This is a genomic window from Streptomyces sp. NPDC002144, from assembly GCF_053593695.1.
On sequence record NZ_JBSFDB010000068.1, the window covers coordinates 1 to 26,032 of the forward strand.

The 26,032-nt window shown below is 69.9% G+C and carries 21 protein-coding genes and 4 pseudogenes; 8 read left to right on the forward strand and 17 right to left on the reverse strand.

Translation table 11 applies throughout. From position 1 onward, the window contains the following. Window positions 1-89: 89 nt before the first annotated feature. A pseudogene (locus ACWCQ1_RS46340) lies at window positions 90-887 on the reverse strand (RNA-guided endonuclease InsQ/TnpB family protein); the annotation flags it as partial. A 161-nt stretch (window positions 888-1,048) separates the two neighbouring features. On the opposite strand from ACWCQ1_RS46340, the gene ACWCQ1_RS46345 reads away from it, so the two are divergent. The 5 genes from ACWCQ1_RS46345 (at window position 1,049) to ACWCQ1_RS46365 (ending at window position 7,286) form a co-directional block, all read left to right on the forward strand. Beyond that, window positions 1,049-2,593 (forward strand): thioesterase domain-containing protein, encoded by a 1,545-nt coding sequence (locus ACWCQ1_RS46345; RefSeq protein ID WP_451029389.1) that lies wholly within the window; start codon window positions 1,049-1,051, stop codon window positions 2,591-2,593. Between the two features lie 61 nt (window positions 2,594-2,654). Continuing rightward, entirely contained in the window at window positions 2,655-3,662 is a 1,008-nt protein-coding gene (locus tag ACWCQ1_RS46350) for an alpha/beta hydrolase (protein ID WP_451029390.1), read from the forward strand. Window positions 3,663-3,792: 130 nt separating this feature from the next. Continuing rightward, window positions 3,793-5,067 carry a PucR family transcriptional regulator gene (locus tag ACWCQ1_RS46355; RefSeq protein WP_451029391.1) on the forward strand — a complete coding sequence of 425 codons (1,275 nt, stop codon included), beginning with the start codon at window positions 3,793-3,795 and terminating at the stop codon, window positions 5,065-5,067. A gap of 670 nt (window positions 5,068-5,737) precedes the next feature. Further along, entirely contained in the window at window positions 5,738-6,400 is a 663-nt protein-coding gene (locus ACWCQ1_RS46360; RefSeq protein WP_358609704.1) for a Tat pathway signal sequence domain protein, read from the forward strand. Window positions 6,401-6,449: 49 nt separating this feature from the next. Next, window positions 6,450-7,286: a dienelactone hydrolase family protein gene (locus tag ACWCQ1_RS46365; RefSeq protein ID WP_451029412.1), complete on the forward strand. Its 837-nt coding sequence runs from the start codon at window positions 6,450-6,452 to the stop codon at window positions 7,284-7,286. Between the two features lie 123 nt (window positions 7,287-7,409). Here the strand turns inward: ACWCQ1_RS46365 and ACWCQ1_RS46370 are convergent, their stop codons facing one another. From ACWCQ1_RS46370 to ACWCQ1_RS46395, 6 genes and pseudogenes are all read right to left on the reverse strand, one after another. Next, window positions 7,410-9,467, reverse strand: coding sequence for a S53 family peptidase (locus tag ACWCQ1_RS46370; RefSeq protein ID WP_451029392.1), 2,058 nt, complete (start codon window positions 9,465-9,467; stop codon window positions 7,410-7,412). Window positions 9,468-10,316: 849 nt separating this feature from the next. Next, a pseudogene (locus tag ACWCQ1_RS46375) lies at window positions 10,317-10,769 on the reverse strand (IS630 family transposase); the annotation flags it as partial. 34 nt (window positions 10,770-10,803) lie between these two features. After that, window positions 10,804-11,280 (reverse strand): annotated as a pseudogene (locus ACWCQ1_RS46380) (ISKra4 family transposase); the annotation flags it as partial. 478 nt (window positions 11,281-11,758) lie between these two features. Continuing rightward, a complete protein-coding gene (locus ACWCQ1_RS46385) occupies window positions 11,759-12,250 on the reverse strand; it encodes a nucleotidyltransferase domain-containing protein (protein WP_451029413.1) in 492 nt (163 codons plus the stop codon). Window positions 12,251-12,797: 547 nt separating this feature from the next. Then, complete coding sequence (locus tag ACWCQ1_RS46390; RefSeq protein WP_451029393.1) at window positions 12,798-13,307, reverse strand: hypothetical protein; 510 nt, start codon at window positions 13,305-13,307, stop codon at window positions 12,798-12,800. A gap of 42 nt (window positions 13,308-13,349) precedes the next feature. After that, a complete protein-coding gene (locus tag ACWCQ1_RS46395; protein WP_451029394.1) occupies window positions 13,350-13,673 on the reverse strand; it encodes a DUF2795 domain-containing protein in 324 nt (107 codons plus the stop codon). Between the two features lie 158 nt (window positions 13,674-13,831). On the opposite strand from ACWCQ1_RS46395, the gene ACWCQ1_RS46400 reads away from it, so the two are divergent. After that, window positions 13,832-14,956: a DUF1349 domain-containing protein gene (locus ACWCQ1_RS46400; protein WP_451029395.1), complete on the forward strand. Its 1,125-nt coding sequence runs from the start codon at window positions 13,832-13,834 to the stop codon at window positions 14,954-14,956. On the opposite strand, the gene ACWCQ1_RS46405 is transcribed toward ACWCQ1_RS46400, so the two are convergent. Then, the gene (locus tag ACWCQ1_RS46405; protein WP_451029396.1) at window positions 14,850-16,097 is read right to left on the reverse strand and encodes an MFS transporter; all 1,248 of its coding nucleotides are present in this window, start codon (window positions 16,095-16,097) and stop codon (window positions 14,850-14,852) included. The genes ACWCQ1_RS46400 and ACWCQ1_RS46405 overlap by 107 nt on opposite strands. A 203-nt stretch (window positions 16,098-16,300) precedes the next feature. On the opposite strand from ACWCQ1_RS46405, the gene ACWCQ1_RS46410 reads away from it, so the two are divergent. Further along, the gene (locus ACWCQ1_RS46410; RefSeq protein ID WP_451029397.1) at window positions 16,301-16,597 is read left to right on the forward strand and encodes a DUF3500 domain-containing protein; all 297 of its coding nucleotides are present in this window, start codon (window positions 16,301-16,303) and stop codon (window positions 16,595-16,597) included. Between the two features lie 165 nt (window positions 16,598-16,762). On the opposite strand, the gene ACWCQ1_RS46415 is transcribed toward ACWCQ1_RS46410, so the two are convergent. The 7 genes and pseudogenes from ACWCQ1_RS46415 to ACWCQ1_RS46445 form a co-directional block, all read right to left on the reverse strand. Then, window positions 16,763-17,764, reverse strand: coding sequence for an N-acetylglucosamine kinase (locus ACWCQ1_RS46415; RefSeq protein ID WP_451029398.1), 1,002 nt, complete (start codon window positions 17,762-17,764; stop codon window positions 16,763-16,765). Next, a complete protein-coding gene (locus ACWCQ1_RS46420; protein WP_358609680.1) occupies window positions 17,757-19,040 on the reverse strand; it encodes a family 4 glycosyl hydrolase in 1,284 nt (427 codons plus the stop codon). The genes ACWCQ1_RS46415 and ACWCQ1_RS46420 overlap by 8 nt, the downstream gene beginning before the upstream one ends. Before the next feature lie 58 nt (window positions 19,041-19,098). Then, entirely contained in the window at window positions 19,099-19,956 is an 858-nt protein-coding gene (locus ACWCQ1_RS46425) for a carbohydrate ABC transporter permease (protein ID WP_133047841.1), read from the reverse strand. Further along, window positions 19,953-20,951, reverse strand: a complete 999-nt coding sequence (locus tag ACWCQ1_RS46430) for a carbohydrate ABC transporter permease (protein ID WP_451029399.1) — start codon at window positions 20,949-20,951, stop codon at window positions 19,953-19,955. Before ACWCQ1_RS46430 ends, ACWCQ1_RS46425 begins: the two co-directional genes overlap by 4 nt. Window positions 20,952-20,953: 2 nt before the next feature. Further along, complete coding sequence (locus tag ACWCQ1_RS46435) at window positions 20,954-22,303, reverse strand: ABC transporter substrate-binding protein (RefSeq protein ID WP_451029400.1); 1,350 nt, start codon at window positions 22,301-22,303, stop codon at window positions 20,954-20,956. Between the two features lie 126 nt (window positions 22,304-22,429). After that, window positions 22,430-23,638 carry an ROK family transcriptional regulator gene (locus tag ACWCQ1_RS46440; RefSeq protein ID WP_451029401.1) on the reverse strand — a complete coding sequence of 403 codons (1,209 nt, stop codon included), beginning with the start codon at window positions 23,636-23,638 and terminating at the stop codon, window positions 22,430-22,432. 164 nt (window positions 23,639-23,802) lie between these two features. After that, window positions 23,803-23,985 (reverse strand): annotated as a pseudogene (locus tag ACWCQ1_RS46445) (IS5/IS1182 family transposase); the annotation flags it as partial. Window positions 23,986-24,309: 324 nt separating this feature from the next. On the opposite strand from ACWCQ1_RS46445, the gene ACWCQ1_RS46450 reads away from it, so the two are divergent. Then, on the forward strand, window positions 24,310-24,453 hold the full coding sequence (locus ACWCQ1_RS46450) for a hypothetical protein (RefSeq protein ID WP_451029402.1): 144 nt from the start codon (window positions 24,310-24,312) through the stop codon (window positions 24,451-24,453). 316 nt (window positions 24,454-24,769) lie between these two features. On the opposite strand, the gene ACWCQ1_RS46455 is transcribed toward ACWCQ1_RS46450, so the two are convergent. Beyond that, complete coding sequence (locus ACWCQ1_RS46455; protein WP_451029403.1) at window positions 24,770-25,435, reverse strand: vitamin K epoxide reductase family protein; 666 nt, start codon at window positions 25,433-25,435, stop codon at window positions 24,770-24,772. Continuing rightward, a complete protein-coding gene (locus ACWCQ1_RS46460) occupies window positions 25,432-25,956 on the reverse strand; it encodes a hypothetical protein (protein WP_451029414.1) in 525 nt (174 codons plus the stop codon). The genes ACWCQ1_RS46455 and ACWCQ1_RS46460 overlap by 4 nt, the downstream gene beginning before the upstream one ends. Between the last annotated feature and the right edge of the window lie 76 nt (window positions 25,957-26,032).

Genomic DNA, 26,032 nt, shown 5'->3' on the forward strand with positions numbered 1-26,032 from the left:
CAGCGACCGACAGATCCAAATCAGGACACCACGGTCCGTTCTCACGCGGGTCAGGCCGCCGCCCGGGGCAGCACCCGCCGATTCTCACAGTTCTCGTGGACGAGTCGAGTCGACAGCTTGTGCAGGAAGTCGCGGCGCCGGTCAGCGATCCGCGCATGGACCTTGGCGACGCGCCGACGGGCTTTCTCCCGGTTCGCCGAGCCCTTGGCCTTGCGCGCCAGCTCCCGCTGCGCCCTGGCCAGACGGGCGCGATCCCGCCGCTCGTGCCGGGGGTTGGCGATTTTCTCCCCGGTGGACAGGGTCACCAGGGAGGTGATCCCGGCGTCCAGGCCGACCGTGTCCGTGGTGGCGGGGGCGGGCGTGATGGTGTCCTCGCACAGCAGGGACACGAACCAGCGGCCCGCAGCGTCGCGAGACACGGTCACCGTGGTCGGTACCGCACCCTCGGGCAGCGGCCGCGACCAGCGGATGTCCAGGGGCTGCGCCATCTTCGCCAGCGTGAGCCGTCCGTCGCGCCAGGTGAAGGCGCTGCGGGTGTACTCGGCCGAGGCGCGGGACTTCTTCCGGCTCTTGTAACGCGGGTACTTCGCCCGCTTGGCGAAGAAGCTGGCGAACGCCGTCTGCAGATGGCGCAGCGCCTGCTGGAGGGGAACGGAGGACACCTCGGTCAAAAAGGCGAGTTCCCCGGTCTTCTTCCACTCCGTCAGCGCGGCGGAGGACTGCACGTAGGAGATCCGGCGCTGCTCGCCGTACCAGGCCCGGGTGCGCTCCTCCAACGCCTTGTTGTACACCAGGCGGACGCAGCCGAACGTGCGCGACAGCTCCGCCGCCTGCCCGTCCGTGGGGTAAAAGCGGTACTTGAACGCCCGCTTGACCTGCCGCGCCATACCTCACACCCTATCAGATCTCGTGTGAGCACAGGGCGTCGGCCGGCTGCTGGCGAACGCCGGTCCGCCCTGGCGGCGAACCGGCTCTTCCTGCCCTGCTCCGCAGGATCTTCGTTTCCTCCCCCGGCTGAAGCCGGGGGTATCCACGAAGGAGGGCCCCGATGAGCGCGATCGCGGACGGCTCGATCGATCTGCGGCGGCTGGTCGTCGAACGGATCGCTTTCTGGGCGGGGTTGCCGGAGGAGGACGTCACCGGGGACCGGACGCTGGCGGAGTTCGGTCTGTCCTCGCGCGAGGCGGTCGCGATCGCCGGAGAGCTGGCCCACGCGGTCGGCCGGGAGCTGCCCACGACCCTGCTGTGGGAAGCGCCCACCGTCGACGCGTTGGTCACGTTCCTCGGCGGCGCGGCACCCGGCCCGCAGGCCCAGCACACCAACCCCGGCGGAGCGCCCGCCCTGGAACCGGTCGCCGTGGTCGGAGTCTGCTGCCGACTGCCCGGAGGCGTGCACGGCCCCGATGACTACTGGCGGCTGCTCGTCGAGGGCACCGACGCCATCACCCAGGTGTCCCCGGGCCGTCATGCCGGTGAAGGGGAAGGTGAAGGCACGGTCACCGAGCGGCTGATCCGCCATCTCGCCGCCGTCACCGGCCATCGCCCCGAGCACATCAGCCCCGACATCCCGCTCGCCGCACTCGGCCTGGACTCGGACATGGCCGTCCGGCTCCGCGAGGCCGCCGTCCGCGAGTTCGGCGTTCCGCTGGTACTGAGCGAGCTGCTGCGGGCCGGTACCGTACAGGCCGCCGCGGACATGATCACTCTCGCTCCGCACGACGACCGATGGACATGCATGCCGATCCCCATGGCCGCTCCCCGACCGGTCGGCCGAGCTCTGCCGTACCCGCTCCGCGCGCTCCAACCCGTCGGCGACGACCCACCACTGATCCTGGTCCATGCGGCCGGTGGCACTCCCGACGTCTACCGGCCGCTGGCCGGATTTCTGGCTCCGGGGCAGCCGGTGTACGGGCTGGGCCGGGTGGAGGAGGCGGAGACGGTCGCGTCAAAGGCGCGGCTGTGCGCGGAGGCGATCCGCGAGGCGTGGCCGGACGGCCGCTACCGGATCGGCGGATGGGCGTTCGGCGGGTTCGTGGCCCAGGAGGCTGCCCGGCTGCTGGCCGCCGAGCTCGCACCGCCCGACGCGGTGGTGCTCATCGACGCGGTACGTCCGCTGCCCCGGGCGCCCGGGCGGACTGCCTGGGAGGTGGCACGCGAGCACTTCGAGGGATTCACCGCGTACGTCGCCCGTACCTATGGTGCGTGGCTGGATCTGCCGTTCGAGGAGCTCGCCGGACTCGATGACCGGGGCCGCATCGGACGGGTACTGGAGGCGCTGAGCGCGGTCACGGACATCCCACCCGCCGCACTGCGGCACCGGCGTGACTCCTACCTGGATCTGCGGGCCGGTGAGGCACACACGCCCGGTTCCTACGACGGCCGCGTGATCCTCTACCGGGCCACCGGGCGCGCCCCGCAAACGGTGCGCGACCCGGCCCACGAGCGTGCGGACGACGACCTCGGCTGGGCGGAACTGTGCCCGGACCTGGAGGTCGTGCGCATACCGGGACACCATCTGTCGCTGCTCGATCCGCCGCATGCCCAGACCATGGCCGATCACTTGAACCGAGTACTCGGCCGACGGCCGGTCTGAGGATCGAGTGCACCGGAACCTCCGTTCTCGTCTCCTCACCACCCGCCAGGAGCCGCCTGCCATGTCCGACCGCCCGTCCGCTCACCACCTCGGTCCGTCCCGCCGTGCCGTCGCCAGGGCCGCCGTCCTCGGAGTCGCGGGGGTGCTGGCCGGGGCCTGGAAGGCTTCGGCCGCCGATGTCACCGTCACTCGACTGGACGCCCGCACCTACGACCTCGGCGTTCCCTCCGCAGCGCTGGGCCGCACCGCGCCCGTGCGGATGATCCTGCCGACCTCCTACGCCGACCAGCCGGGCCGGACCTGGCCGGTGCTCTACCTCCTGCACGGCGCGCACGACGACTACACCTCGTGGACCAGGGAGACCGACATCGAGGCGTTCACGGCGAACCGGGACCTCATCGTCGCGATGCCCGACGGGGGCCCCACCGCCATTCCCACGCACTGGCGGTCCGGCCCCGACTACGAGACCTTCCAGCTCCAGGAGGTTCCGGCGGTGCTGAGCGCCAACTACCGGGCTTCCGGTGTCCGGGCCGTCGCCGGGGTGTCGACGGGAGGGTACGGGGCGATGGCGCACGCCGCCCGCCATCCGGGAGCATTCGTGGCCGCCGCGTCGTACAGCGGTATTCCCGACACCATGGTGACGAGGATGCCGTCGATCATCGAGGCGATCGTGGCGCGCGAGAACCTCGACCCCCTGACACTGTGGGGCGATCCGACCCGCGACGTGGCCTCGTGGCAGGACTTCAACCCGCTGGGCCGGGCGAGCGCCCTGCGGGGCACCGCGCTCTACGTCTCCGTGGGAAGCGGCAGCCTCAACAACCCCGTCGCCATCATTCTCGCGATCATCCAGCTCATCAACGGCAACTTCGACTTCAACGGCGCTCTGCCCGGAGTCCTGGAGAGCCTCGTGGCCCCCGCGACCCAGAGCTTCGTCACCGAGCTCGGCCGTCTGGGCGTCCCGGTCACCCAGCACATGTATCAGGGCGGCGGTCACCAATGGAGCGACTGGAAGCGGGAGTTCGTCACCTCCTGGCCGGTGCTCGCCGCGGCGCTCGGTGTGCCGGCGTGATGGGTGTGTGTTTGTCATGAACGGACAACTTCCCAGCCTGCCTTGTCACTTGAAGAACGGTTCGGCGGGGTTCCGCGGGGGATATCGTCTTCGGTTGTGCCGCCTTGACCGAGCGGTAGGAGCAGACAAGATGGATCCTTTCGCTGTCGTCCCCCAGCGATTGGCGGACTTTCTGCGTCCGCATCTCGACGAGATCACCCGGGAAGTCGAACGCGAGGTACAGCTTCAGGTACCTGAATACGCGCGGCCCGCCGACGACGCGTATGTGCGAACCATCAGAGCCGGAGTCAGACGGGCTCTGACGCTTTTCGTGGACCGCATCGCCGACGTCGACCAGGATCTGGAGCGTGTCGCTCGCACCTACCAGGAGATCGGGCGAGGCGAAGCCGGTGAAGGACGTGGCCTGGAAGTGCTGCAGGCGGCGCTCCGGCTCGGCGGGCGGGCCGCGTGGCGGCGCCTGACGAAGGCTGCCGACGAACTCGGGCTGGATTCCGGCGAGGTGGCCGCGCTGGCGGAGGCGGCCTTCACCCATATGCACGAGATGATGCAGGCGGCCACCGAAGGCCACGGCGAGGCCCTGCTGCACAGCACCGGCGAGTTACAGCGCCGCCGCAAACGCCTGCTGGATCTGCTGTTCGCCGATCCGCCGGCCTCCGCCGAAGCGGTCGAGGAACTTGCCCGCGCCGCACGTTGGGCCGTGCCGCGGCGTGTCGCGGTCATGGCTGTGGACGGAATGGAGCAGGAGGACGACGAACGGCTGCTGCCCGCCGGAGTGCTGGCCGACATGAGCGCACGCCCCGCACTTCTGGTCATCCCGGACCCGGACAGGCTTGGCGGGCCACGAAGACAGGCCCTTGCACCCGTGCTGCGCGGTCGGCCCACTGCCGTCGGGCCGACCGTTCCGCTGTCCCAGATCGCCGACTCGCTGCGCTGTGCGGCACGGGCTCTGTCGTTGATGCGTCGTGGCATCCTGCCCGGTGATGGCGTGCTCCGGTGCGCCGATCACCTCTCGACGCTGGTTCTTTACGCGGACGAGCCGCTGATCCGGGCACTGTCGTCCCGGTCTCTGGCACCGCTGGCCGGAATTCCCGGACCGCAGCGTAACCGGCTGGCGGAGACGTTGCTGGCCTGGTTGCAGAGCGAGAGCAACGTGGGGGTGACCGCCGCGCGGCTGCATGTCCATCCGCAGACCGTGCGCTACAGGATGAGGCAGTTGGAGAAGTTGTTCGGCGAGGCGCTGCGGGATGCCGAGGGCCGTTTCGAGTTGGAGATGGCCCTGCGGGCGAACGTGGCCTCCGGGCCGCCCCGTGAACGGGCCCGGTCGGGCCCTGACCGCGAGCATTCCCGGCCGGCACCGGAACACATCAGGCCCCCGGCGTCCCCCCTGCGCTCGACGGGCACTTGAGTGTCGCGCTACAGCCTGTTCCAGACCTCAGGCGGGCGTCCTCCTGCGAAGAGGTGCTCACCGCCTCGTCGATTGTTCGCTGTCCGTGGTGTTCGGTGACGGGGCTGGACAGCCCCAGCAGAGGCAGGAAGAGGACGCCGGTTAGCTGAGGCCGGCCGCAGCGAGTTCCGGGCCGGGCAAGGGAGCCAGAACAGATCGCCGAGTGCACCCCCCGCGGGCCACCGTGTCGGTCAACTCATCTGCAGGCAAGGGGAGCCGCCTCGGGTGGGGTACGGCGTGGGCCGCGTCGCAGCGAGCGCTCGGGGTCGCGCCCGGCACGGGTGCCGGGTAGCGCCGGCTGAGGCGGCATCCACGTCCCTGCGGTCATGGGTCGTCCTCTTTCGTCGCGAACTCATGTGAGGTGTATTGACTTGAATACCCGTCAGGTTTACAACTCTCACAGGTTTTCAATTTGCGCGGACCCGCGGCCGTAGAGCCGTCGGAGTCGACAGGGTCACGCACGCGCAAGACCGCCAGCAAGTGACACCGCCCCTGGCCTCGGGCCAGGGACACACATCGGACCAGCAGTTCCCGCAGTCCGGGAACCGCCTTGCCCGGGTCACCGCGTTCACCCCGAGTCGGGGCCGGCGAACCCGCCCTCGCCACCTGCACTCACAGCAGAGGACCCCGCATGCCCAGGTTCACAGTCCCCGCCCCCGCCGCCACGGTTGCCCTGACGGCCCTCGCCCTGCTCCCGGCCGCTGGCGCCTCGGCGGACAGCGCCGTGCTCACCTACGGCAGCGCCGCCGGAAACGCGGTCTCCGTCGGCGACGTACTCACCGCCTCGCTGGCGAGCGGCACCACGGCCACCCTCGCCACCACCAGCGACGGCACCTCCCGCATCGCCTGCACCGAATCGACGCTCACCGCCACGGTGACGTCGAACCCCGCTGCCCCGGGCATCGCCACCGAGTCCGCGACCTCCCAGACCTTCAGCGGCTGCACCGGCAACATCTTCGGCGTCACCGGAGTACGCAGCATCACCGTCAACGCCCTGCCCTACGCCACCTCCGCCGCCTCCGACGGCACGGTCACGGTGACCCCGGCCACGGGCGGCAGCATCCAGACCACGGTGGTGCTCTCCACCCTGCTGGGCTCCGCCACCTGCGTCTACCAGGCGCCCAGCCTCTCCGCGACGAGCTCCCACGGTGACAGCGGCCTGACCTTCACCAACCAGGTCTTCAGGAAGGTCTCCGGCTCGCTGCTGTGCGCGGGCAACGGCTACTTCACAGCCAGCTACGCGCCCGTGGTCGACAGCAGTGTCGCCGGTGCCCCGGCCGTCTCCACCAACTGACAGCACGGCCGAGAGGACTACCGTGAAACTGCTCCGCCTCCGAGCGCTCATGGCGTTTCTTGCGGTCGTGACCTCGATCGCGCTCGCCACCCCTGTCCACGCGGCCTCCGGTAACCCCTACCAGCGAGGCCCGGACCCCACCGAGTCGAGCGTCACCGCCGTCACCGGCCCGTTCGCCGTCTCCTCCGTCACCGTGCCGGCCGGAAGTGGCCCCGGCTTCAACGACGGCACCATCTACTACCCGACCGACACGAGCCAGGGCACCTTCGGCGCCGTCGTCATCATGCCGGGCTTCGTCGCCGTACAAGGCCAGATCGCCTGGTACGGGCCACGGCTGGCTTCCCAGGGCTTCGTGGTGATGACCATGGACAGCAACGCGTTGTGGGACTTCCCGTCCGACCGCAGCAGGCAGCAGCTCGCCGCGCTCAACTACCTGACCACGAAAAGCCCGGTCAAGAGCAGGATCGACCCCAACAGGCTGGCCCTGATGGGGTGGTCGATGGGCGGTGGCGGCACTCTGGAGAGTGCGGCGGCCAACCCGTCGCTCAAGGCGGCGATCCCGCTGGCTCCCTGGGACATCACGAACCCCGGCGACCAGATCAGCGTGCCCACCATGATCTTCGGAGCCGATGGCGACACCGTCGCCCCCGTCTCCACCTTCACCCGGCCCGCCTACGATGCGCTGACCAACACCCACGACAAGGCTTTCGTGGAACTCAAGGGCGCCGATCACTTCACCTTCGCGAGCCCCAACACCACGGTCGCCAAGTACAGCATCTCCTGGCTCAAACGCTTCGTCGACAACGACACCCGCTACGACCAGTTCCTCTGCCCGATCCCGAACGACCCCAACACCGTGGCCTTCGAAGGCACTTGCCCCCTGTGACCTGATCGGCACGTGCCTGAAGAAACGGCAAGCCACGAAAGCCCGCCCGTTGCCTGTGCCGCACGGCGGCACAGGCAACGGGCCAGAAGGCCTGACTCCTCGGGCTGCAGCCCGAGGAGCAAGTCAACGGATGTGGTACGACCTCAGGTAGTACGGCGAGGGGGTGCCGAGACCGGTGGCGTTGTCGTAACCGCGGCCCGCCTTCAGCAGCCGGTCGTCGCCGAAGGTCACGGTGATGGTCGGGGTGTTCTGGGTCGCCGCAAGGACACCGGCCGCGCGGGCGCCGGCCCCCTTGGCGGTGAGGTCGGTGAAGGCGGGGCCGCCGGCCCGCGCGTAGAGGGCGGGGTTCGCCCAGCCGATGCCCGTTCCGCCCTGCGCCTGGATGGCGTCGGCCTGCAGGCCGGCGAAGAGCGGGCAGGCGAGACTGGTGCCGCCGATGTCGGTCTCGACGTACTCGGTGCTGCCGTCGGACAGGGTCAGGGTCTTGCCCGCCATGAAGGCGGTGAAGGGATCGGCGGGCATCGACACGTCCGGGGCGACCCGCATCGGGCGGGCGACCTTCGTGCCGTTCGGCAGCGTAGTCGCGAGATCGTCCGGGACCACACCCTTCTGGTAGTAGGGCCGGCCGAACGCGGCGCTGGTGCCGCCACCGCCGCCGAACAGCCAGCCGCCGGACACCCAGGCATCGTCCTGCAGGCCCCACGCGTCGTTGCCCCACGCGGTGCTCCACAGCGCCTGATTGTGAGCGCCGATCGCCAGGCTGGTGCCGCCGACGGCGGTGACCCACGGACTGGAGGACGGGAAGCCGGCCTGCGGGATCGACGACTCGGACACCAGGCCGCACAGGGTGGCGGGGTCCTCGGCGCCGCAGTTGCCCGAGGAGAACTGGTAGCTGATGCCCTCGATGGCCCCCTGCGCGAAGAGCCGGTTGTACTCGGCGATCGCCGGCTGGTCCACGTCGCCGGTGGTCCTGTAGATCAATCCTCCCCACGAGTTGGAGACGATGTCGGCGCCGTGCGTCTCGTTGATTGTCTCGAAGACCTGGAAGAAGCCCGTGTCCCTGCAGGTGTTGGCACCGTAGTAGTGGACGTTCGCGTCCGGTGCCATCGCCTGCACGGCTTCGACGTCCAGGCTTTCCTCGGCCGCCCAGCTTTCGACCCCGCCGCAGCGGCTCAGATCGGTCCACTGCTCCGGGGTGACCGTCTCGGTGTACTGGCCCTCCCTGAACGGCTTGTCGCCGTGGTTCTCGGCGTGCCGGTTGGCGTCGGTGATCATCGTCGGCGAGCCGTAGACGCCGACGACCGCGACCGTCGCGCCCTTGCCGGTGAGTCCGGTCCGAGTGACGCCGTAGGCGCCGCGCAGCTGGGAGGGTACGTATCCGCACAGGACATACGGGTTGTGCTTGCCGTTGAACGGCGGGTCGGTGACGTCCTTGACCTGCCCGTAGTAGGAGGAGCAGCGGGCCGGGCCGAGGAAGGGGGCGCCGTTGGAACCCATGGACGCGGTGGCCTTGGTCCCTGTCACGCCTTTGGCGATGCTCGTGGTGACCTGGCCGACCAGACCCGCCGACCGCGCCACGACCGGCATCGTCGTCAGGCCCGTGATGGGGCCCACGTCCCCGGCGACCGCGGTGGGCACCTGCGCGTCGGCCGCTGGCGCGACGTAGGTCTCACCTCTGACCTTGTAGCGGCGCAGGGTGACGCCGAAGGCCTTCTGGATGGCCGGGGCGGTGCCGGTCACGGTGACACCGGCCGCGTTCGTCGAGGTGATCTTCAGACCGGCCCCGGTGAGCCAGAACCGCACCGCTTTGACCTGCGCGGCGGTGGCGCCGAAGCGCGTGCGGTACTCGGCAGGGGTGAGGTAGCGGCGGTAGAGGGGGCTGGTCGGCGTGGAGACAGCTTGCGCGTAGGCGGTCATGCCGGCGGGGTCCTGCCCGGCGTAGAAGACGGTGGGGGTCAACGTGGTTGAGGCGGCTGCGGCGCCCTGGTCGGCCGTGGCGGTGGCCCAGGCGGGGTGCGTCTGCGCGACCGCGGTCGTGGCCGAGGCGGCGGCGGGACCCGCTACGACAAAGGCGCTGACGAGCGCGGCGGTCAGCAGCGTGGCCGCCGCCCGGGCGCCGCGGGGGCGGCTGGCTGAAGTGATCGTCCGGCGTATACGGCCGGTTCGGGACTCGGTGAGCAACTGGATCCCTTCCCCCCGGGGCGTGCCCGGGCTTACCCAGGCGGCACCCTGGCATCAGGGGTCGTTGACACCGCGGCGGCCGCTGTCCTCCTCACGCCGCGGCGGGTGCAGCAGCGCCTCAGTGCACGGTGTCCCGGTGCCGACACCGCTCCCGATGGATATCCGGACCCGGCAACGCCTGAATAGTCCGAGGTTTGAGCGCTCCTGGCTCGCAATGTGTAGGGAATGTAAGGCTCCCGACAGAACTGGCAGGTGAACGGCCGTCGGCGGGCGAGCACTTGCGACTCCCGGACTTCGCGTTCCGCCTGGATTGCGTGGACGGCCTGGTAAGCCAAGTCGATGTCCCGGGCCCACATGCCTGCCTCCGGATCGACTCTGTCCGGGATCTTGATAGTCAAGGTCAGCTGCCGAGGGTTCGCCAGGACCTTCGACCGGGGCATGCCCTGCTGGTCCAGGAAGGCCTGGTTGTTCACGGCGAAGGCCGTGAAAACGTGCCGCAGGTGGGCTTTTGGCTGTCCTCGGTAGCGGCGCATGCCGTGTAGGGGGCGAACTCATCGATGGTGCCCCCGACTCCGGAGCGGACCGCGTAGCGCGCCTTCCCGTCCGGTGTCTGCTGCTCGACGCAGACGTGGAGTTGCAGGTCGCGGAGTTGTCGTGGGGGAAAGCCAACAGCCCGGGCTCAGTCGGCGGCGGTGGTGCACCGGGTGCGGACCGGGCAGGGGCGGCACTGCCTCTTGGTGAACCGGGCCGCGATCAGCGGGGCGGCGGTAGGCGAGGACTAGGGTAGGGCCGTGCCACTGGTCGTACTCCGCCCATGACGTTGTGCGGCCGCGGGGCTCGGCGGCGCGCTCATACAGTCGAGGCGAGTGGCTGGCCACCCCAGCGAATGCTTTTCTCGCTGCGGATGCGGGCGCGTTCCTTGCGTTCGGCGGCCGGGACGCAGCGGCGGCGAGCGTTGGCGTTGCGCCACAGCGGGTAGGCGTGCAGGACCCGGGTCTGTGCGGTGTGATTGAGATGGTTCGAGTTGGCGATGGTGAACTGCCTCAGCGCTCCGAAGTGTCCCTCGATCCCCGCACCCCTCTTGCGACGGCTGATGCCCCATCGGCGGTCGTCGCCGACCGAGTAGGACCCGGGGAAGTGCCGGACTCCGTGGACGCGAAGGTAGGTGGTGGACAACCGGTCGAGACGTCCTTGCCCTGCCCAGTCCGAGCCCGCGGTGGGGCGAATGCCGAGCGGGCCGAACTCGTCGAAGGCGAAGACCCGGTCCGGGCAGCGGTCCAGGACGTGCTCGATGCCATCTAAGTTGGGTGCGGTTCGTTTCGAGTGACGGCCACGATCACGCGGTGAGGGCGTAAGTTTGCTGGTCGGGGGTGGGGTAGAGACGCTCGTGCTCGCGGGCGGCGTGATAGCGCCAGTAGGGGTTGAGGTCTCCGTTGGAGACGACGGCGCGAAGTCGCAGGACGGCTTCGGCTCCGGGCAGGCCCCAGCGGGCGCCGGTGATGTCGAGCCGGTCGGCGATCAGGTGGCGGCAGGCACCCTCGACCGCGCCGGTCGCGATCGGCCACCCGTTGTTGAGCGCGGTGTCGTAGTGAAGCTGGTCGAGGTGGCCGGTCAGGTAGCGATGGCAGGCGTCGACGGCCTCGCACCGGGAGGTCGGCAGATGCTCCCGTTCGGCCTGGGCGGTCATGTCGTGGGCGGCGCGGACGGCATGGCCTGCGAGGATCGCGGTCAGATGGTCGGCCGCCCATGTCTCGGCCTCGGTGGAACCGGGTTTGTGAAAGGCGTGGGCTGCTGCCCAGACGTACTCAACGATCTGTTTGGCGCGGACCGGCCCCGGCGCGTCCGCCACCACCTCCATGATGTCCCTGTATACCCGTGGCAGGACCTCCGCCCCCATACCGGGCTGCCACTTCGGCACCGTCAGCACCCCGATCACCTGCCGCTCGGCCCCCGCATACGCCGACGCCACCGGCGCACCCGCGTTCGACCGGTCAACATCGACCTCGGCCGCCGGCTTCTCCGGTGCCATCTGAACCAGCACTTCGGCGACCGTCTCCCGCGCGATCTGGAGACGCTCCAAGCCCTCCCGGGCCAGCTCCAGCTCTGCGACAACTCGGCGACCTCGGCCTCCAGTTCCTCCACCCGAAGCCGGGCGGCTGCCTCGCGCGCTTCCAACTCCTCGATCAGCGAGCCCATCCGGCACCCCTCCTTCACCACCACGGTAGAGACGAGCAGCCCCGAGAACAGCCCAGGTGGAGTCGGATGTCGGAGGCAAGGCCAAGAGCCCAGGATCAAAAGTGCGTGGCGATCCCGAAAGCCTGGCGCAGTTGGGCCATGTCGTGGAGGTCACGGTCAGACGGCTCATAGCCTTGGTGGAAGTACACCTGCTGCTCAGCCGACAGGCAGGGCACCACGGATCCGGCGACAACGCCGCTCACGAAGCAGGATGCAGGATAGAGAAATGGACGTTCCGGATCCGGCGACGCTTGCACCGCCGAACCGTCCTCACCGAAGACCAGCGGATGCAGATCGATCTCCCGCCCCGACTGGTCCGACAGGACGAACCGCACTGGACGCCCATCCAAGGTCTCGACGAAGCCAGCCCCCGCCAAAGCAGCGACGACCTCATGTTCCTGATCGAATCGATGCATCAAGTCCAGGTCCCGATGCTGCCGACTCTGGTGTCCGACGAGCGCGTCGATACCCCAACCCCCGCCGATCCAGACGTCGGTGTTCGCTTGCGCCAGCAGCGCGTGGATGAAAAGCACATCGTCAGCCGTCATCACGCCCCGAACCGTAGCGGCGATCAGCTCACGCGGCGAACGCATTCCACCGTCAGGTCCCTACAAGATCAGCCCTCAGTGTCAACCAGTTCCCTCCAGAGGAACCGCACCCATCTAAGTTGGCGTCACGCTCGAGGTCCGGGGTGCTTCTTTCCACGCCTTGGTGCGCTGGCAGGTGATGCCGCGGCGGGCGAGCAGACAGCGCAATGGCTCACGACCGATGCGGATGATCCGGCAGGGGACTTTGCACAGGTACGCGGAGAGCTGTCGCAGTGACCAGTGAGTGAAGGGCTGGCCAAGCCTGATGTCGTAGCACCGGTGGTGTCCGCGCACGAGGTCATGCGCAACAACCCGTACAAGGAGGTTGGCTGCAACTCAGAGGGGGCTGGCCGATAGCTGCCGAGCCTCGGGCCGGGCCGAGTGTCCAGGGTGGGCGGTGCCCAGCGCGGAGCGCCACCGAAGGCGCCTTTGACCACTCGGAACCGGGTGACGCCGAGGTGAACTCAGAAGCCGCCAGTGCCAGTACGTGACTGGGGGCCGGTGCGGGTCACAGCCGGGGCTTGGTCTCCCAGCGGGGGCCCATGTCGGGGGTGTCGGCTCCCGCCAGCTCCGTCACCAGGCGGTGCACCCGCGTCAGATCGTGCAGCAGCGCCCGCGTCTCGTTCGGCGGTATGTCCGCCCGCCGGGCGATGTCGTCCAGGAGCACGGCCTCGCCGTCGAGCGCCGCCTGCGCCGCCGACACCGCCTGGAACACCCGCTCGTGCTCCTGGGTGTACTCCTGGCGCTCGCCCTCGACGAACGTCCGCTCCGCGCCCGCTGCCGCCGGGTCCTTGATCCGCTCCTCGGCCAGATCGCCGGGGCGCCACTGCTGCTTGCCGCGGTGCTGCGCCGCGATCCGGTCCTCGTGCGTCACGGAACCGCCGTGGCGCAGATGCGTCCGCTGCTTGGAGGCGCCCGTGGTCTCGTTGCGGGCGCTGGGGCTCTCGCCGGCGGCCGCCGCCTCACGGGCCGCGGCCCTGCGCTGCTCCTCGTTGCCTTCCATCTTCTTGCCGGCCATGGTGCTCTCCCGTCCTCGTGCAGGTCATTCCTCCCGTTCGTGTCAGCCGTCCAGTTCCTCCTGTACCGGCGGCTTCGGCGCGTCCCGCAGATGCTGGGACTGGCCCGGCCTGCCGCCCTTGCGTGCCTGCTCGGCGCGCTGTGCGGGACTCAGGCCGAGGTCGGAGGCGGGATCCACCCGTACCGACCGCGCCACCTCGTCCTTGTTCGCGTACTCGTCCGGTGGGATGGCGCGTAGCGCCGCGACGACCTCCTTCGATGCGCCGCCCGTCCTGCGGGCGGCCTCCACCAGTTCGTCCTTGGTTGCCGGGAAGTCGACGTCCTTCAGGGCGTCCACGACCTCCCGGGCACTCGTGCCGTGCCCCATGGCCTGCTCTCCGTTCCGATGTGTGGTCTCGGGGCCGCCGAGTACCCCGACACCGCTAACCCTTTCGTTGGTTTGTCCGCCTTTTCCGTCCTGATGGCGAACCTGGCTACCGCGGAGTGTGAGCGGGCACGTCCCGCGGCTCAGCTCTGTTGTTCGACATGGGCCGCCACTTCCGACAAGGAGCTGCCGCCGCTCTCGCCGTCATCGGCCAGAGCGGTAGTCGCTTCACGGTCACCGACGCGGGAGCCGACATCTGGGGTGCCGGCGAACAGCACGACGCCTACGGCACCGCCTACCTGGCGAACTCCGCTGTCGCCGGCACCTCGGTGACCGCGCGGGTCGACAACGTCGACAACACCAATGCCTGGGACAAGGCCGGCCTGATGCTGCGCGACGACATCATCGGCACCGGCTCCTCCACCGGATACCTGGTCCTCGTCGCCACGGCGGGCAAGGGCGTCACGTTGTCGTTGAACTCCCACAGTGACGGCTACCTCGACTCCAACACCACCAAGACCGGCAGTGCCGCCGTCGCCCCGGTCTGGCTCCGCCTGGTCAGGAGCGGCGACTCGGTCACCGGCTCCTACTTCGCCAACGGCACCACACGGACCACCGTGGGCACAGCGACCCTGACCGGAGCCAACAGCACTGAGGACGCGGGCATGTTCTTCACGGCCCACGGCCCACGGCCCACGGCGCAGCGCCCGGCACCGCCAACTTCAGCCAGTTCTCCATCAGCTGACGCAGGCACCAAGGAACGTCGTCATCCGTCATGGGCGGCCTGGGAAGCCGGTCCTGGGAGGCTCGGGCGGTCCGCCAGGCCGATGCGGCGCGCGACGGCGGCGATGTGGTGGACCAGCGACTCGCGGGCGCTTTGGGAATCGCCCTCGGCGAGGGCGCGTGCCAGCGCGCTGTGCTCCGCGACGTCCTCCGTTACGTGGGCGGGACGGGTGGTCGAGGCCGCGCTGACACGGATCTGCTGGTCCCACAGGGCTGTCCCGGCGCCCCGATCTTCCCTTTCGACCGCAAGAGCGCGGGCGGGTTACCGCGACGCGTTGGCGACGATGCTCTCCGGCCCGGCCCCGCCGATGCAGCGAAAGTCCATGTGCCGGGCTGGGCAACTGGTCCGGCAATGCCGCGCGGTGCTGGGCCGGGAGGCGGATGGCCCGCCCCGGCTCACGCCTGCAGGGTCTCTTGCGGGGCAGTCGTCCGGCGGAGGAGGGGCAGCAGTCCGGCCGCCACGAGCGCGCAGGCGAGGCCGAGGGCGCCGACGGCCGTCGTGAGGTGGCCGGTGACGGACTTGAGGGCGAGCAGGGCGAGCGGGCAGAGGAACTGCCCGAGGAAGAACGACGCGGCCCACAGTCCGGTGCCCCGGCCACGGTTGCGGTATGCCAGCTTCGACATGGCCCAGGTGAGCAGCGTGGGCAGTAGAAAGCCGGTGCCGATGCAGTTCAGGAAGGTGCCGAAGAGCAGAATCGCCACGTTGTGGGCCAGGCTGATCAGCACGAACCCTGCTGCGCACAGGGCGAAGATCGCGGCCAGTCTGCGCTCCGGCCGGCCGATCATCGAGGCGAAGATGACGGTGCCCATGACCGTGGCCGTGCTGGCGATTGCGGTGACCATGCCGATGAGGGCGCTGGACTGTATGCCCAGGCCGTTCATCAGGTAGGCCGTCTCGGCCGGGACGACGTAGAAGACGATGCCACCGAATACCGAGAGCAGGCAGATGCCGGCCAGCCGGCCGGCTGAGGAGGGCCGATGCCCGACGGTGAGCGTCTCGTCAGCGGAGGCGCCCGGCCCGGGCTTGGTCAGGAATGCGGCCATCGCGGGGGCGAGGAGCAGCCCGATGGCGTAGAGCTGGAAGGGGGCGTGCCAGTCCGAGGCGGCCATCGCCCCGCCGAGTATGAAGAAGGCGGTGGCGGAAATGGTGGCGCACACCGTCTGCAGGGCCAGGTAGCGGTTGCGTGCCCGGCCCGCGTAGTAGTCGCCGATCAGCGTCGTGCAGGAGGTCAAGACGAAGGCCTCGGCGACACCGAGAAGGGCACGGCTGGCCGCGATGGCACCGAGCGAGTCCAGCCACAGCGGAGCGGTGCCGAACAGCGCGTACAGGACGGTCGCGACAACCAGGGGAATCCTGCGTCCCAGGCGGTCGATCAGGACACCCGCGAGGGGGGCGACCAGGGCGAGCGTGAGCGCGGGAATCGTGAGGATCAACGGGACCAGTACGTCCGCGTCCGGCACCGTCCTGAACAGCTCCTGCAGCTTCGGCAGCACGGGAGCGAGTAGCACCGCGCCGAGGACCGGCAGACAACTCCCGCTCATCAGGAGCGTCAAGCGCAGACTGCCCCCGGATTCCGGCACGGACTCGGTGCTCCGGACGGCGAAACCGTCGGTGGGAACGGGTGAGGAGGTGAAACCGGGCACGCAAAGCCTCCACGTGGGCGGGTGACAGGGCACGTGGCAGGCTGCCGCGTGGCTGTGCCACACCGCGGAGCGCCAGTGCACCGAAGGGAAACGCCCGGAGGAATGAGGGGGCGTCTGGACTTGCACGACTATCGGGCAAGTTGCTCCCTGTCGCCTACCCCCTACGCCATTCAACTGGCGGATCTCGCCTATCCGTCTTCTGGATGGTTCCCGGTACCGATCTCCCGCCGAGGATCGGTTCAGGGTGCCGGCCGACGGCAACGCTGCAACACCCACACCCTCCTGCCGCTCACACCCGTCTCCAGGACCGCCCCTGCACAACCCCCGCGGCAACGTGGTGGTGCTGGATCGGTGGCCACCGGCGAGGCGACGTGTCCTACTTCCGCGTCCAGGCACCGGTCATCGTCGTCGAGCTCGACCACCACTGCCGCCCGATGGCGCGTGCACGACCAGCCCCTCCTCGAACAGGTGCAACCGCTGGGCGACCCGCTTGCGGCTGAATTCGGGGGAGCGGCGCACTACTGGTGGGTGCGTACAGGCATGTGATCGTCCACTACCCCGATCGGCTGATGCGGCCCCCCAACTGCAGCCGCCCGCGCAAGGGGTGGCATCAGATTGGAAGCCGTTTCCCGGCAGGGAAGACGGCTTCCTGTGGTTTCGGGCAGTCAGCCGGCGCAGGTGGCCGGTGGTCTGCGGGCGGCGATGGTCTTGCGGAGGCAGTGCTGTGCGTCGGTGGGGGCGTCCGCGGTCACCAGGGCCTCCGCGACCGCGCCCGCGACCGGGGCCACGTCGAGGACGCGGGGGTGGGCCAGCGGTGCCTCGACGGCCAGGCGGGCGCCGATGTGGTCCCGGAGCAGCAGCTGGTCGTTCTGCAGGGTGCCGCCGCCCAGGACCACCGGGGTCGGAGTGCGCAGCAGTCGCAGGCGGCGGAGGAGCGCGGTGACCATGGCGACGATCTCGTCGCCGAGGCGTTCCACGATTCCCCGCGCCACGGCGTCGTCGCTCTCGGCGGTCGCGAAGACGACGGGCGCCAGGCCGTGCAGTGCGGTTACCGGGATCTCACCGGCGCTCACGGCCAGCGCGACGGCCTCCACGCTGTCCAGGCCGAAGTGTGCCGGCAGCTCCTGGCGCAGCCGGGTGGCCGGCCCCCGTCCGTCGCCCGCGCGCACCGCGGCGCCCAGGCCGGCCCGTGCCACCGCGAGCCCGCCGCCCCAGTCCCCTGTGATGTCGCCGAGCGAGAGGAACCGGGCCGAGCGGCCGCTCGGATGGACGGCGGCCGCGTTGATCCCGGCGCCGGACACCACCGCCACCCCCCAGCCGTCCGGCGCGCCGGCCCGCAGGACGGCGAGAGTGTCGTTGCGGACCAGGACCTGATCCGCCACGCCCAGCCCGGTCAACTGCCGCAGCGCCAGCCGCTCCTGGGCCCGGCGGTCGACGTTCGCGAGGAAGTACGCGCCGACCGAGATGGGGGTCGTGGGGGGCAGGCCCGCCTGCGCGAGTGCGTGCCGGCCGAGGCGGGAGAGCCGTGCGGAGGTGGTCTCCATGCCCTCGGTGTGCGGACGGGTGCCCGCCCCGCGCACCCAGGACAGCAGTCGGCCCTCGGTGTCCGCGAGGATGAGGTCGGTCTTGGAGTTCCCGCCGTCGACGCCCACCACCAGTTCAGGCATCGGCGGCCTCGCTGGCGAAGAACCGGGGCAGATGGGCGCGGTTGGCCTCCAGCAGGGCGTCGAGGAGCTCGGCGGCGAGCCCCCATTCACGTACGAGCGGGTTGGCCACCAGTGCCCTGCGGGCCACCGTACGGTCCCCGGTCAGGGACGCCTCGACGGCGAGCGTCTCGTACGCGGTGACCGCTTGGACCAGCCCGAGCATGTCGGGCGGCAGCGGCGGCACGGGCACCGGGTGCGGCCCGTCGGTGTCGACGTCGGCGGCCACTTCGACCACGGCCTCGTCGGGCAGCCCGGCCAGCAGGCCGTCGTTGCGGACGTTGACGTAGTGATGGGCGCCGTCGCCGGTGAGCAGGCTGGTGACCAGGGCGGCCGCGGCCTCGCTGTAGTAGGCCCCGCCGCGTTGCTCCAGCAGGTCGGGCTTGTGGTCCAGGGCGGGGTCGGCATAGAGGGTGAGCAGTTCTTTCTCGATGGCGAGGACCTGCTCGGCCCGGTGGCCGCCCGCCCGCTGGGCACGGACCTCCTGCTGCGTGCAGTAGAAGTAGTGCAGGTAGTACGAGGGGATGGCGCCGAGGTCGCGCAGTGCCCCGGCGGGGACGTGGATCTCCGCGGCGAGTTCGTCAAGGGCGGGCGCGCTCAGCAGTTCCGGCAGGCGGTCCACACCGTCGACGGTGACCGAGCGGATCCAGGACAGGTGGTTGAGACCGGCGTGGCCGAGCCTGACCCGGCCGGGGTCGGTGCCGAGCCGGGCGGCCAGCCGTCGCTGGAACTTGATCGCCACGTTGCACAGGCCGACCGCGCGATGGCCCGCGTCGAGCAGGGCTCGGGTGACGATGCCGACCGGGTTGGTGAAGTCGACGATCCAGGCGCCGGGCAGGGCCCGACGGCGTACCTCCTGCGCGATGTCGAGCACCGCCGGCACCGTGCGCAGGGCCTTGGCGAAGCCGCCGGGGCCGGTGGTCTCCTGGCCGAGCAGGCCGAACCGGTTCGGGAGGGTCTCGTCGACCAGCCGGGCGGCCTGGCCGCCCACCCGCAGCTGGACGAGGACCGCGGCGGCTGCGTCCACCGCCTCGGCGAGGTCGGTCGTGGTGGTCAGCCGGCCGGGGAAGCCCTGGCGGGCGAGGATACGGCGGGCCAGGCCGCCGATGACGGTGAGACGTGCGGCGTCGATGTCGTGCAGGACGAGCTCGTCGACCGGCAGCACGTCGGCGCGCCGGGCGAAGCCCTCGATGAGTTCGGGCGTGTAGGTACTGCCACCGCCGACAACGGTGATCTTCACTCGTACTCCTGTGGGAGAGGTGGGGCGGTTCGGCCCCGGGAGGTCGGCCCCGGAGGGCTCAGCCCTTGACGCCGGTCAGCGCGATGCCCTCGACGAAGACCTTCTGCGCCAGGAAGAACAGCACCAGGACCGGCAGGAGGAACATCAGAGAGGCCGCCATCTGGAGCTGATAGGCGTTCTGGTGCCCGTTCTTGGCGAGCTGGCTGAGGGCCACCGCGAGGGTCTGGCCGGTGTCGCTGTTGCCTGTGTAGAGCAGGGGGTTGTAGAAGTCGTTCCAGGCGTAGAGGAAGGCGAACAGGCCCACTGCGGCGATCGCCGGGCGGGCCATCGGGATCAGCACCCGCCACAGGATGCGCAGTTCGCCCGCGCCGTCCACGCGGGCCGCCTCGGTGAACTCGTCCGGGATCGTGAGGAAGAACTGGCGCAGCAGGAAGATGCTGAACGCGTCGCCGAAGAACGACGGCACGATGAGCGGCTTGAGCGTGCCGATCCAGCCGGCGTGCGCGTACATGACGTACAGCGGCAGGCTGGTGACCTGGGCCGGGATCATCATCGCGGCGAGGACGACCAGGAAGGCCGCCTCCCGGCCGCGCCACTTCAGCCGGGCCAGCGCGTAGGCCACCGGCACCGAGGAGACGACCACGCCGATCGTGGACAGCCCGGCGTAGAGCATGGTGTTGAGCAGGTCGCGGCCGAACGGCATGGCCTTGAAGACCTCGCCGAAGTTGCCGAACTCCCAGGGCGAGGGCCACAGCGAGCCCGTGCCGGCCTGGTGCTGGGTCATGAACGCGGTGAGCACGCCGATCGTCAGCGGGAGGAGGAAGCAGAGGGCCACGGCGACGGCGGGCGCGTGCTCGGCGATCATGTACAGTGCGCGGCGCCCGGCACGGGACCTGGTCAGGGGAACAGTGCTCATCGGCCACCGCCCGAGTAGTGCACGAAGCGGCGCGAGGCGCGGATGAAGACCACGGTCGCCGCGAAGATGACGAGGAACAGCAGCCAGGCCATGGCCGAGGCGTAGCCGGTCTTGAAGTACGCGAAGCCCTGCCGGTACAGCTCGGTCGAGTAGAACAGCAGCGAGTTGGCGGGGTAGCCGATCAGGTCGTTGCTGGAGGAGGTGGCGTTCGCGGAACTGGAGGCGACGAACGCCTCGGTGAAGTACTGGAAGGTGTAGATCATCCCGGTGAGCAGCGCGAAGAAGATCACCGGGGAGATCGCCGGGAGGGTGACACTGCGGAACTTCTGCAGCGTGCCAGCGCCGTCGAGTTCGGCGGCCTCGTACAGCTCACGCGGCACGTCGAGCATGGCGGCGGAGAAGATCACCATGACGTTGCCGCTCGCCCACAGCGCCATCAGGACGAGGCTGGGCTTGGACCAGGCGGGGTCGGAGAACCAGCCGGGGCCGTCGATGCCCACCCAGCTCAGCATCCGGTTGAGCGGGCCGACCGGATTGAGCAGCACGATGAAGGACAGGGCGGCGGCCACCACGGGCACCATTGAGGGCAGGAAGAACAGCGTGCGGTACACGGCCCGGCCGCGCTTGACCCGGATGATCACCCAGGCGGTGAACATGGCCCAGGCGGTGCGCAGCGGCACCATGACGACGACCATCCACAGGGTGTTGCGCACGGCCACCCAGAAGGTGTCGGACTGGGTGAACAGGGCGCGGTAGTTGCGCAACCCGACGAACTGCACCGGGCGGTAGGAGCCGGCCTGGAAGTCGGTGAGCGAGTAGTAGAGCGTGGCGATCACCGGGTAGAGCACGAAGACGCAGAACCCGATGACGAAGGGGGACAGGAAGGCGAGCACGACCCACCAGCGGGCCCCGCTCGCGCGCCGCCGCCCGCCCCGGGCGGCGCGCGTGCGCGCGGTGTCCGGGGCCTCGCCGACGGGGGCGAGAGTGGTCGTCATCTCTACCGCCCGCTCTCGGAGTTGAGGTCGTCGATCTTCTTCCCGACCCCGGTCAGACCGCTCGCTGCGCTGGTCACCTTGCCCTGTTCGTAGTCGAGGAGGAACGCCCGCCAGGTGTCCATGTCCTCGATGCCGGCCGGGGTGAGGGTCTTGTAGGTGGAGTTCTTGTTCTCGAAGACGTCGACGAACGGCTTCCAGTGCGGGTCGTTCCGCTTGTCCCAGGCCTTGAGCGCGGCGAACGTGGTCGGGATGTTGTAGACCGTGTCCGCGAGGGTGTTCAGGAAGGTCGTGTCGGTGGTGAGCTGTTGGAGCGCGAAGAACGCCTCCTGCTTGTGCTGAGAGCCGGCGGACAGGTAGGCGACCGTGCCGAGCGTGCTGCCCGCGCCGTAGGTGCCCGATGTGCCGTCCAGGACCGGCATCGGCACCACGCCGTAGTCGAAGTCCTTCTTCCCCGAGGCGATCTCACCGACGTGCCACTCGCCGTCGTACTCCATGGCCGCCGCCCCGGTCAGCAGCGGGTTGCCGGCGTCGTCGGCGTGCGGCTGGTATCGGCCCACGAACTTCTGGACGTTCGCCTCGCCGTAGTAGCCGATCAACTCCTTGTCCCATGCCAGCAGTTGCTGCCATTTGGCGTCGGAGGCGAAGGTGGTCCTGCCGTCCTTGCCGTAGAACTCGGTCCCGCTGTGCGCCCCGGTGAACAGGTATCGGTTGACGTCGTAGTCGGAGCGGGGCACGAAGCCGTAGGTCTTGATGGAGCCGTCCGCGTTCTTGACCGTCAGCTTCTTGGCGGCGGCGGTCAGTTCGGCGAGGGTCTGCGGGGGCTTGGTGATGCCGGCCGCCTTGAACATCTGCTTGTTGTAGTAGAGCGCGAAGGCGTCGGTCAGCAGCGGCAGCGCGCACTGCTTGCCCTGGTAGCGGGTGTAGGCGAGGGTCGCGGCCGGGAAGGTACTCGCCGTGTCGATCTTCGCGGAGGACAGATAGGGGCCCAGGCCGGCGACCGTGCCGTTGTAACAGAACTTCGCCACGTTGTCGGGCGCGGAGCTGATGAAGACGTCGGGGGGATTGCCCGCGGCGACCGCCTTGGCATAGGCGGCGTCGTCCTTGTTCGGCACGAACTTCACGGTCAGCCACGGGTACTTGGTGTGCAGCCGGCTCAGGGTCGCCTTGAACGCGGCCACCTCGTTGGGGAGGTGGTTGAAGGTCCAGACGGTGACCGTGGTGGGCTGGTGCGAGGCGCCCGCGGAGATGGCGGTGTCGGGTTCTGACGACGAGGGCCCGGTGGACGTGCAGCCGGCGAGCAGCAGCACTCCGGCGGCCGCGGCGGACACGGCCCCGGTGATAGGTTTGAACACTGATCGTCCTTCCTCGGAGACGGGATTCCCTGGGTGACGGATCGGTCGTCGGTCGACGGGCACGGCAATGCCCGGTGACCTGAAGCGGCGGCGCTGTCCGGCAAGACGGCGTCGCCGCGGTGTCTCTCAGGACAGAGCCGATGGCTCCGCCTGGGGGACAGGGGTGGTGGCGGCGGCGAAGGCGGCCTCGCGGGCCAGCTTCGCCGACATGGTGGTCGCTCCGGTGAGCACGGCGTCCTGGCCGAGCTCGGAGGCGACGATGGGCGGCCGGAACGTACTGAAATCGGCCAGGTGGCGGGCGACGGGTTCGAGCAGCAGATCGCCGTTGGCGCCGATGGCGCCGCCCAGCACGATCAGCGCCGGGTCGATCAGGGGTACGACACAGGCCACCACGTAGGCGACGCTGCGGGCGGTGTCGTCCACGATCTCCAGCGCGCCGGGGTCGCCGGCGCGGGCGAGTTCGAAGACGGTGAGCGGGCTGCCGTCGCCCGGCAGGCCCAGCCGGCGAGCCTCGGCGCTGATGTGGCGGGCGCCCAGGTGTTCCTGCACCGGATCCCGGCGCTGCCCCACCGGCGCGATCATGCGGTCGCTCGGCAGATAGCCGGCCTCACCCGCGACACCCGTGGCGCCCCGCCGGACCTTGCCGTCCACCACCAGCCCGAGACCGAGCCCGACGCCCAGGCTGACCAGGACGAAGTCGTCGGTCTCGGTGCCGAGACCATGGGTGCGCTCGGCCAGCGCCGCGAGATTCACGTCGTTCTCCAGGACCAGGGGTACGGGTATCGCCTGGCCGAGCGCCTCACCCAGTCCGCTCCCCGCGTCGGGCAGCCCGGTGGTGTACGACAGCTGACGTCCGTCGGGGCCGACCGCGGCCGGCAGCCCGGCGACGACCTGGGTGATCTCCCCGAGCTCCCGCCCGACCTGCCCGGCCAGGTCCACGCAGATGTCCAGGATCTGCCCGACGAACGCCTCGGCGCCCCGCTCCCCGTGCTGCTCGGACTCGGCACGTGCCCGCACCCGGCCCGTGACGTCGGCGACCGCGGCCCGGATCCTGCGGTGCCCGACGTCCACGCCGATCGCGAAGGCGCAGTCGGCGTTCACTCCGTACTGCGCCGGCGCCGGACCCTTGCGGCCGGTCACCGGGCCCACCTCGGTGATGACCCCACGCTCCAGCAGCAGGCCGACCGCGGCGGCGACCGTCGGCCGGGAGAGCGGGATCCGGCCCGCCAGATCGGTGGTCGTGACGGGACCCGCCTCGTCGATCGCCTCCAGGACGGCACGGCCGTTGAGCGAACGCAGCAACCGCTGCGGACCTGCTGGATAACGGCGGGTCACGCTGCCCTCATCTCGGCATCGACGGCTCTGTCAGAAGGGCCTACAAGAGCCTGTAAAAAAGAAAGTTGCTTATTTATACGCTCGGACTTGGCCCGGATCAACCCTCCAGGTGCGATCTCCGGGGCGAGGTGTGCGTCGGCGGCGAGGCTGGCGTCGGTGCAGGGGCGGCCGCGGTAGCGCACCCGCGCGGGGGCGCCGACACCGAAGCAGCCTTTGTCCACCCAGCAGTGCACGTCGGCCGTGGCCAGTGCGTCGAGGATGCCGTGGCTGCGGGCCGCCTTGATGTCGTGCACCGCGCCGGGCAGCGCGGGTGAGGCGCACAGCGGGTTCCCGAACGGACCGGCCACCGGACCTGGCCCGAGGACCATCCCCGCATCAGGCAGGTGTTTATGCCGATCGGCGCGTGCTGGCTCAACCTCCATGAGCGCTGGTGGCGGGTCTCCAAGCTGGTCAACAGCCTCAAGGGTTCCTCTAGGGTGTTATCCGCTCGCCGGATACGGCAGGAGTTCACCGGTCGCACCAACCGTGCCCTCATGCACGGGTGCCGATCGTCCGCCAGCACATCGACCAGCACAAACGTCCGCTCTAACGTGCACGTCAGAGCAGCCATGAGATGCATTCAGCCCCGGCGGGAACGCCGGGGCTTTCTGCAAGAGTCCCGGTAAGGCGTTTTGCGGCAGAACGACGAGGCGTTCACGGCGCTGTTCGCGGAGTTCGTGCGGCGGCACGCACCCTCCCGGCCGGCGCCAGGCAGGGCCTTCGCCCTCAGGTCGCCGCACGCCGAGGTCTACGCCTACCCCCGCCCTCCCGAGTAACAACCGTGGAACTGTCGAACACCGTGCAGCTTGTGATGGTTCGCCGGAAGCCGTCGCGGATGGCTCGTGGGAGGTGCCGGACTGGTCAGGTCCGGCACCACGGGCACTACGGGCGGGGGGAGACGGAGCGCGCTGCCATTGGGTGATGGTGGAGGCGATGTCCTTCCAGCTGTTCAAGACATGTGTCGGCCACATGATCGGCTCTGGGACACCGGGTCCCCCTGGGGGCGAACGGTCCCTGGCGGGACCCCCGCTCAGGGTCCAAAGCCCCTTCTTCACCGGCCGTCCGAGCGGCGGCGGTCTCGATGGACTCGTCTCACAGGAGCGTCTGCCAGTATTCCCACCAGCGGGTGGCGATGAGCATCACGATGCTCAGGTACCAGGTGACCGGGACCACCCAGTGGAACTCCCGCACTGCGGCCACCAGTCCACGGGGTGCGCGGATGACGCCGTGGCGCAGGTTGTGCACGGTCGTGTACCAGAACAGGGCGATGGTGGACGCCCAGGCCAGGCAGCACCACAGGCACAGCGCACCGATCTCGTACAGCGCCTGCGTCATCAGCCACATGCAGAAGCCCGCGCCCAGCAGCGTGCCGGTGTTCAGCCCGAGCCAGAACCAGCGCCGGAAGCGGGCGCCGGCCAGCAGCGCGAACCCGGCCGTGACCGTCACCGGGTAGGCCAGCAGCCCCAGCAGCGGGTTGGGGAAGCCGAACACGGACGCCTGGTGGCTGCGCATCACGTTGGAGCAGGACAGCACCGGGCTGAGATTGCACGACGGGCTGAAGCCCGGGTCCTGGAGCAACTGGATCTTGTCGACGGTGATCACGAAGGAGGCGAGGATGCCGAGGGAGCCGGCCACGATCAGCAGCCAGGCGAGGGCGCGGGAGGCTCCGACGGTGCCCGCCGGCTTGTTCCTCGGTGCTCGTTCGTTCGGCCGGTTCGGGACGCTCAGATGGTGGACGGAGGTGGTGCCGTTGGTCATCGCAGGTGTCCCGCCTCGCCGGCGTGGGGGGTGAGGTGGGGTTGTGCGGGCAGGCGCTCGGCTCCCTGCGGCCATACGACCTGTACGGGAATGCCGTGGGCACGGGCGTACGCCACTAGATGCGCAGTGGCGTCGCGGCCGTTGGACGGTGAGCCGTCCCAGACCGCCAGCAGCAGCCGGCAGTCCGCGATCATCCGCTCGTCGGCACGGACGCACGCGTCACGGTCGGCGGGGTCGTACGGCAGCAGGCGCACCAGTTCGGCGAGGCGCACCAGCTCGCCCGTCGCCACCTGGTCGTGCGTCGGCAGCAACGCGGGCACCATCGCCTGGGTGGGCGTCACCACGACAAGCGAGCCCCCCACCGCCCGCACCGCCCGCCCGAACAGCACCGGCACCCCCGCGCCGGTCCGCACGACTCCGCGTGCCCGGCCCGGCGACCGCCCCAGCACCGCGGCCAGTTCGGCCTCCACCAGCTTCCGCGTCAGCGGAGCCAGGTCGGTGTGCCCCACCGCCCCGATCATCACCACTCGCCTCCCAGTACACGGCCCTCGCACGGCGCGCCCCGACCCGCCCCACCCGTTAGCAGGACTGCTGTGC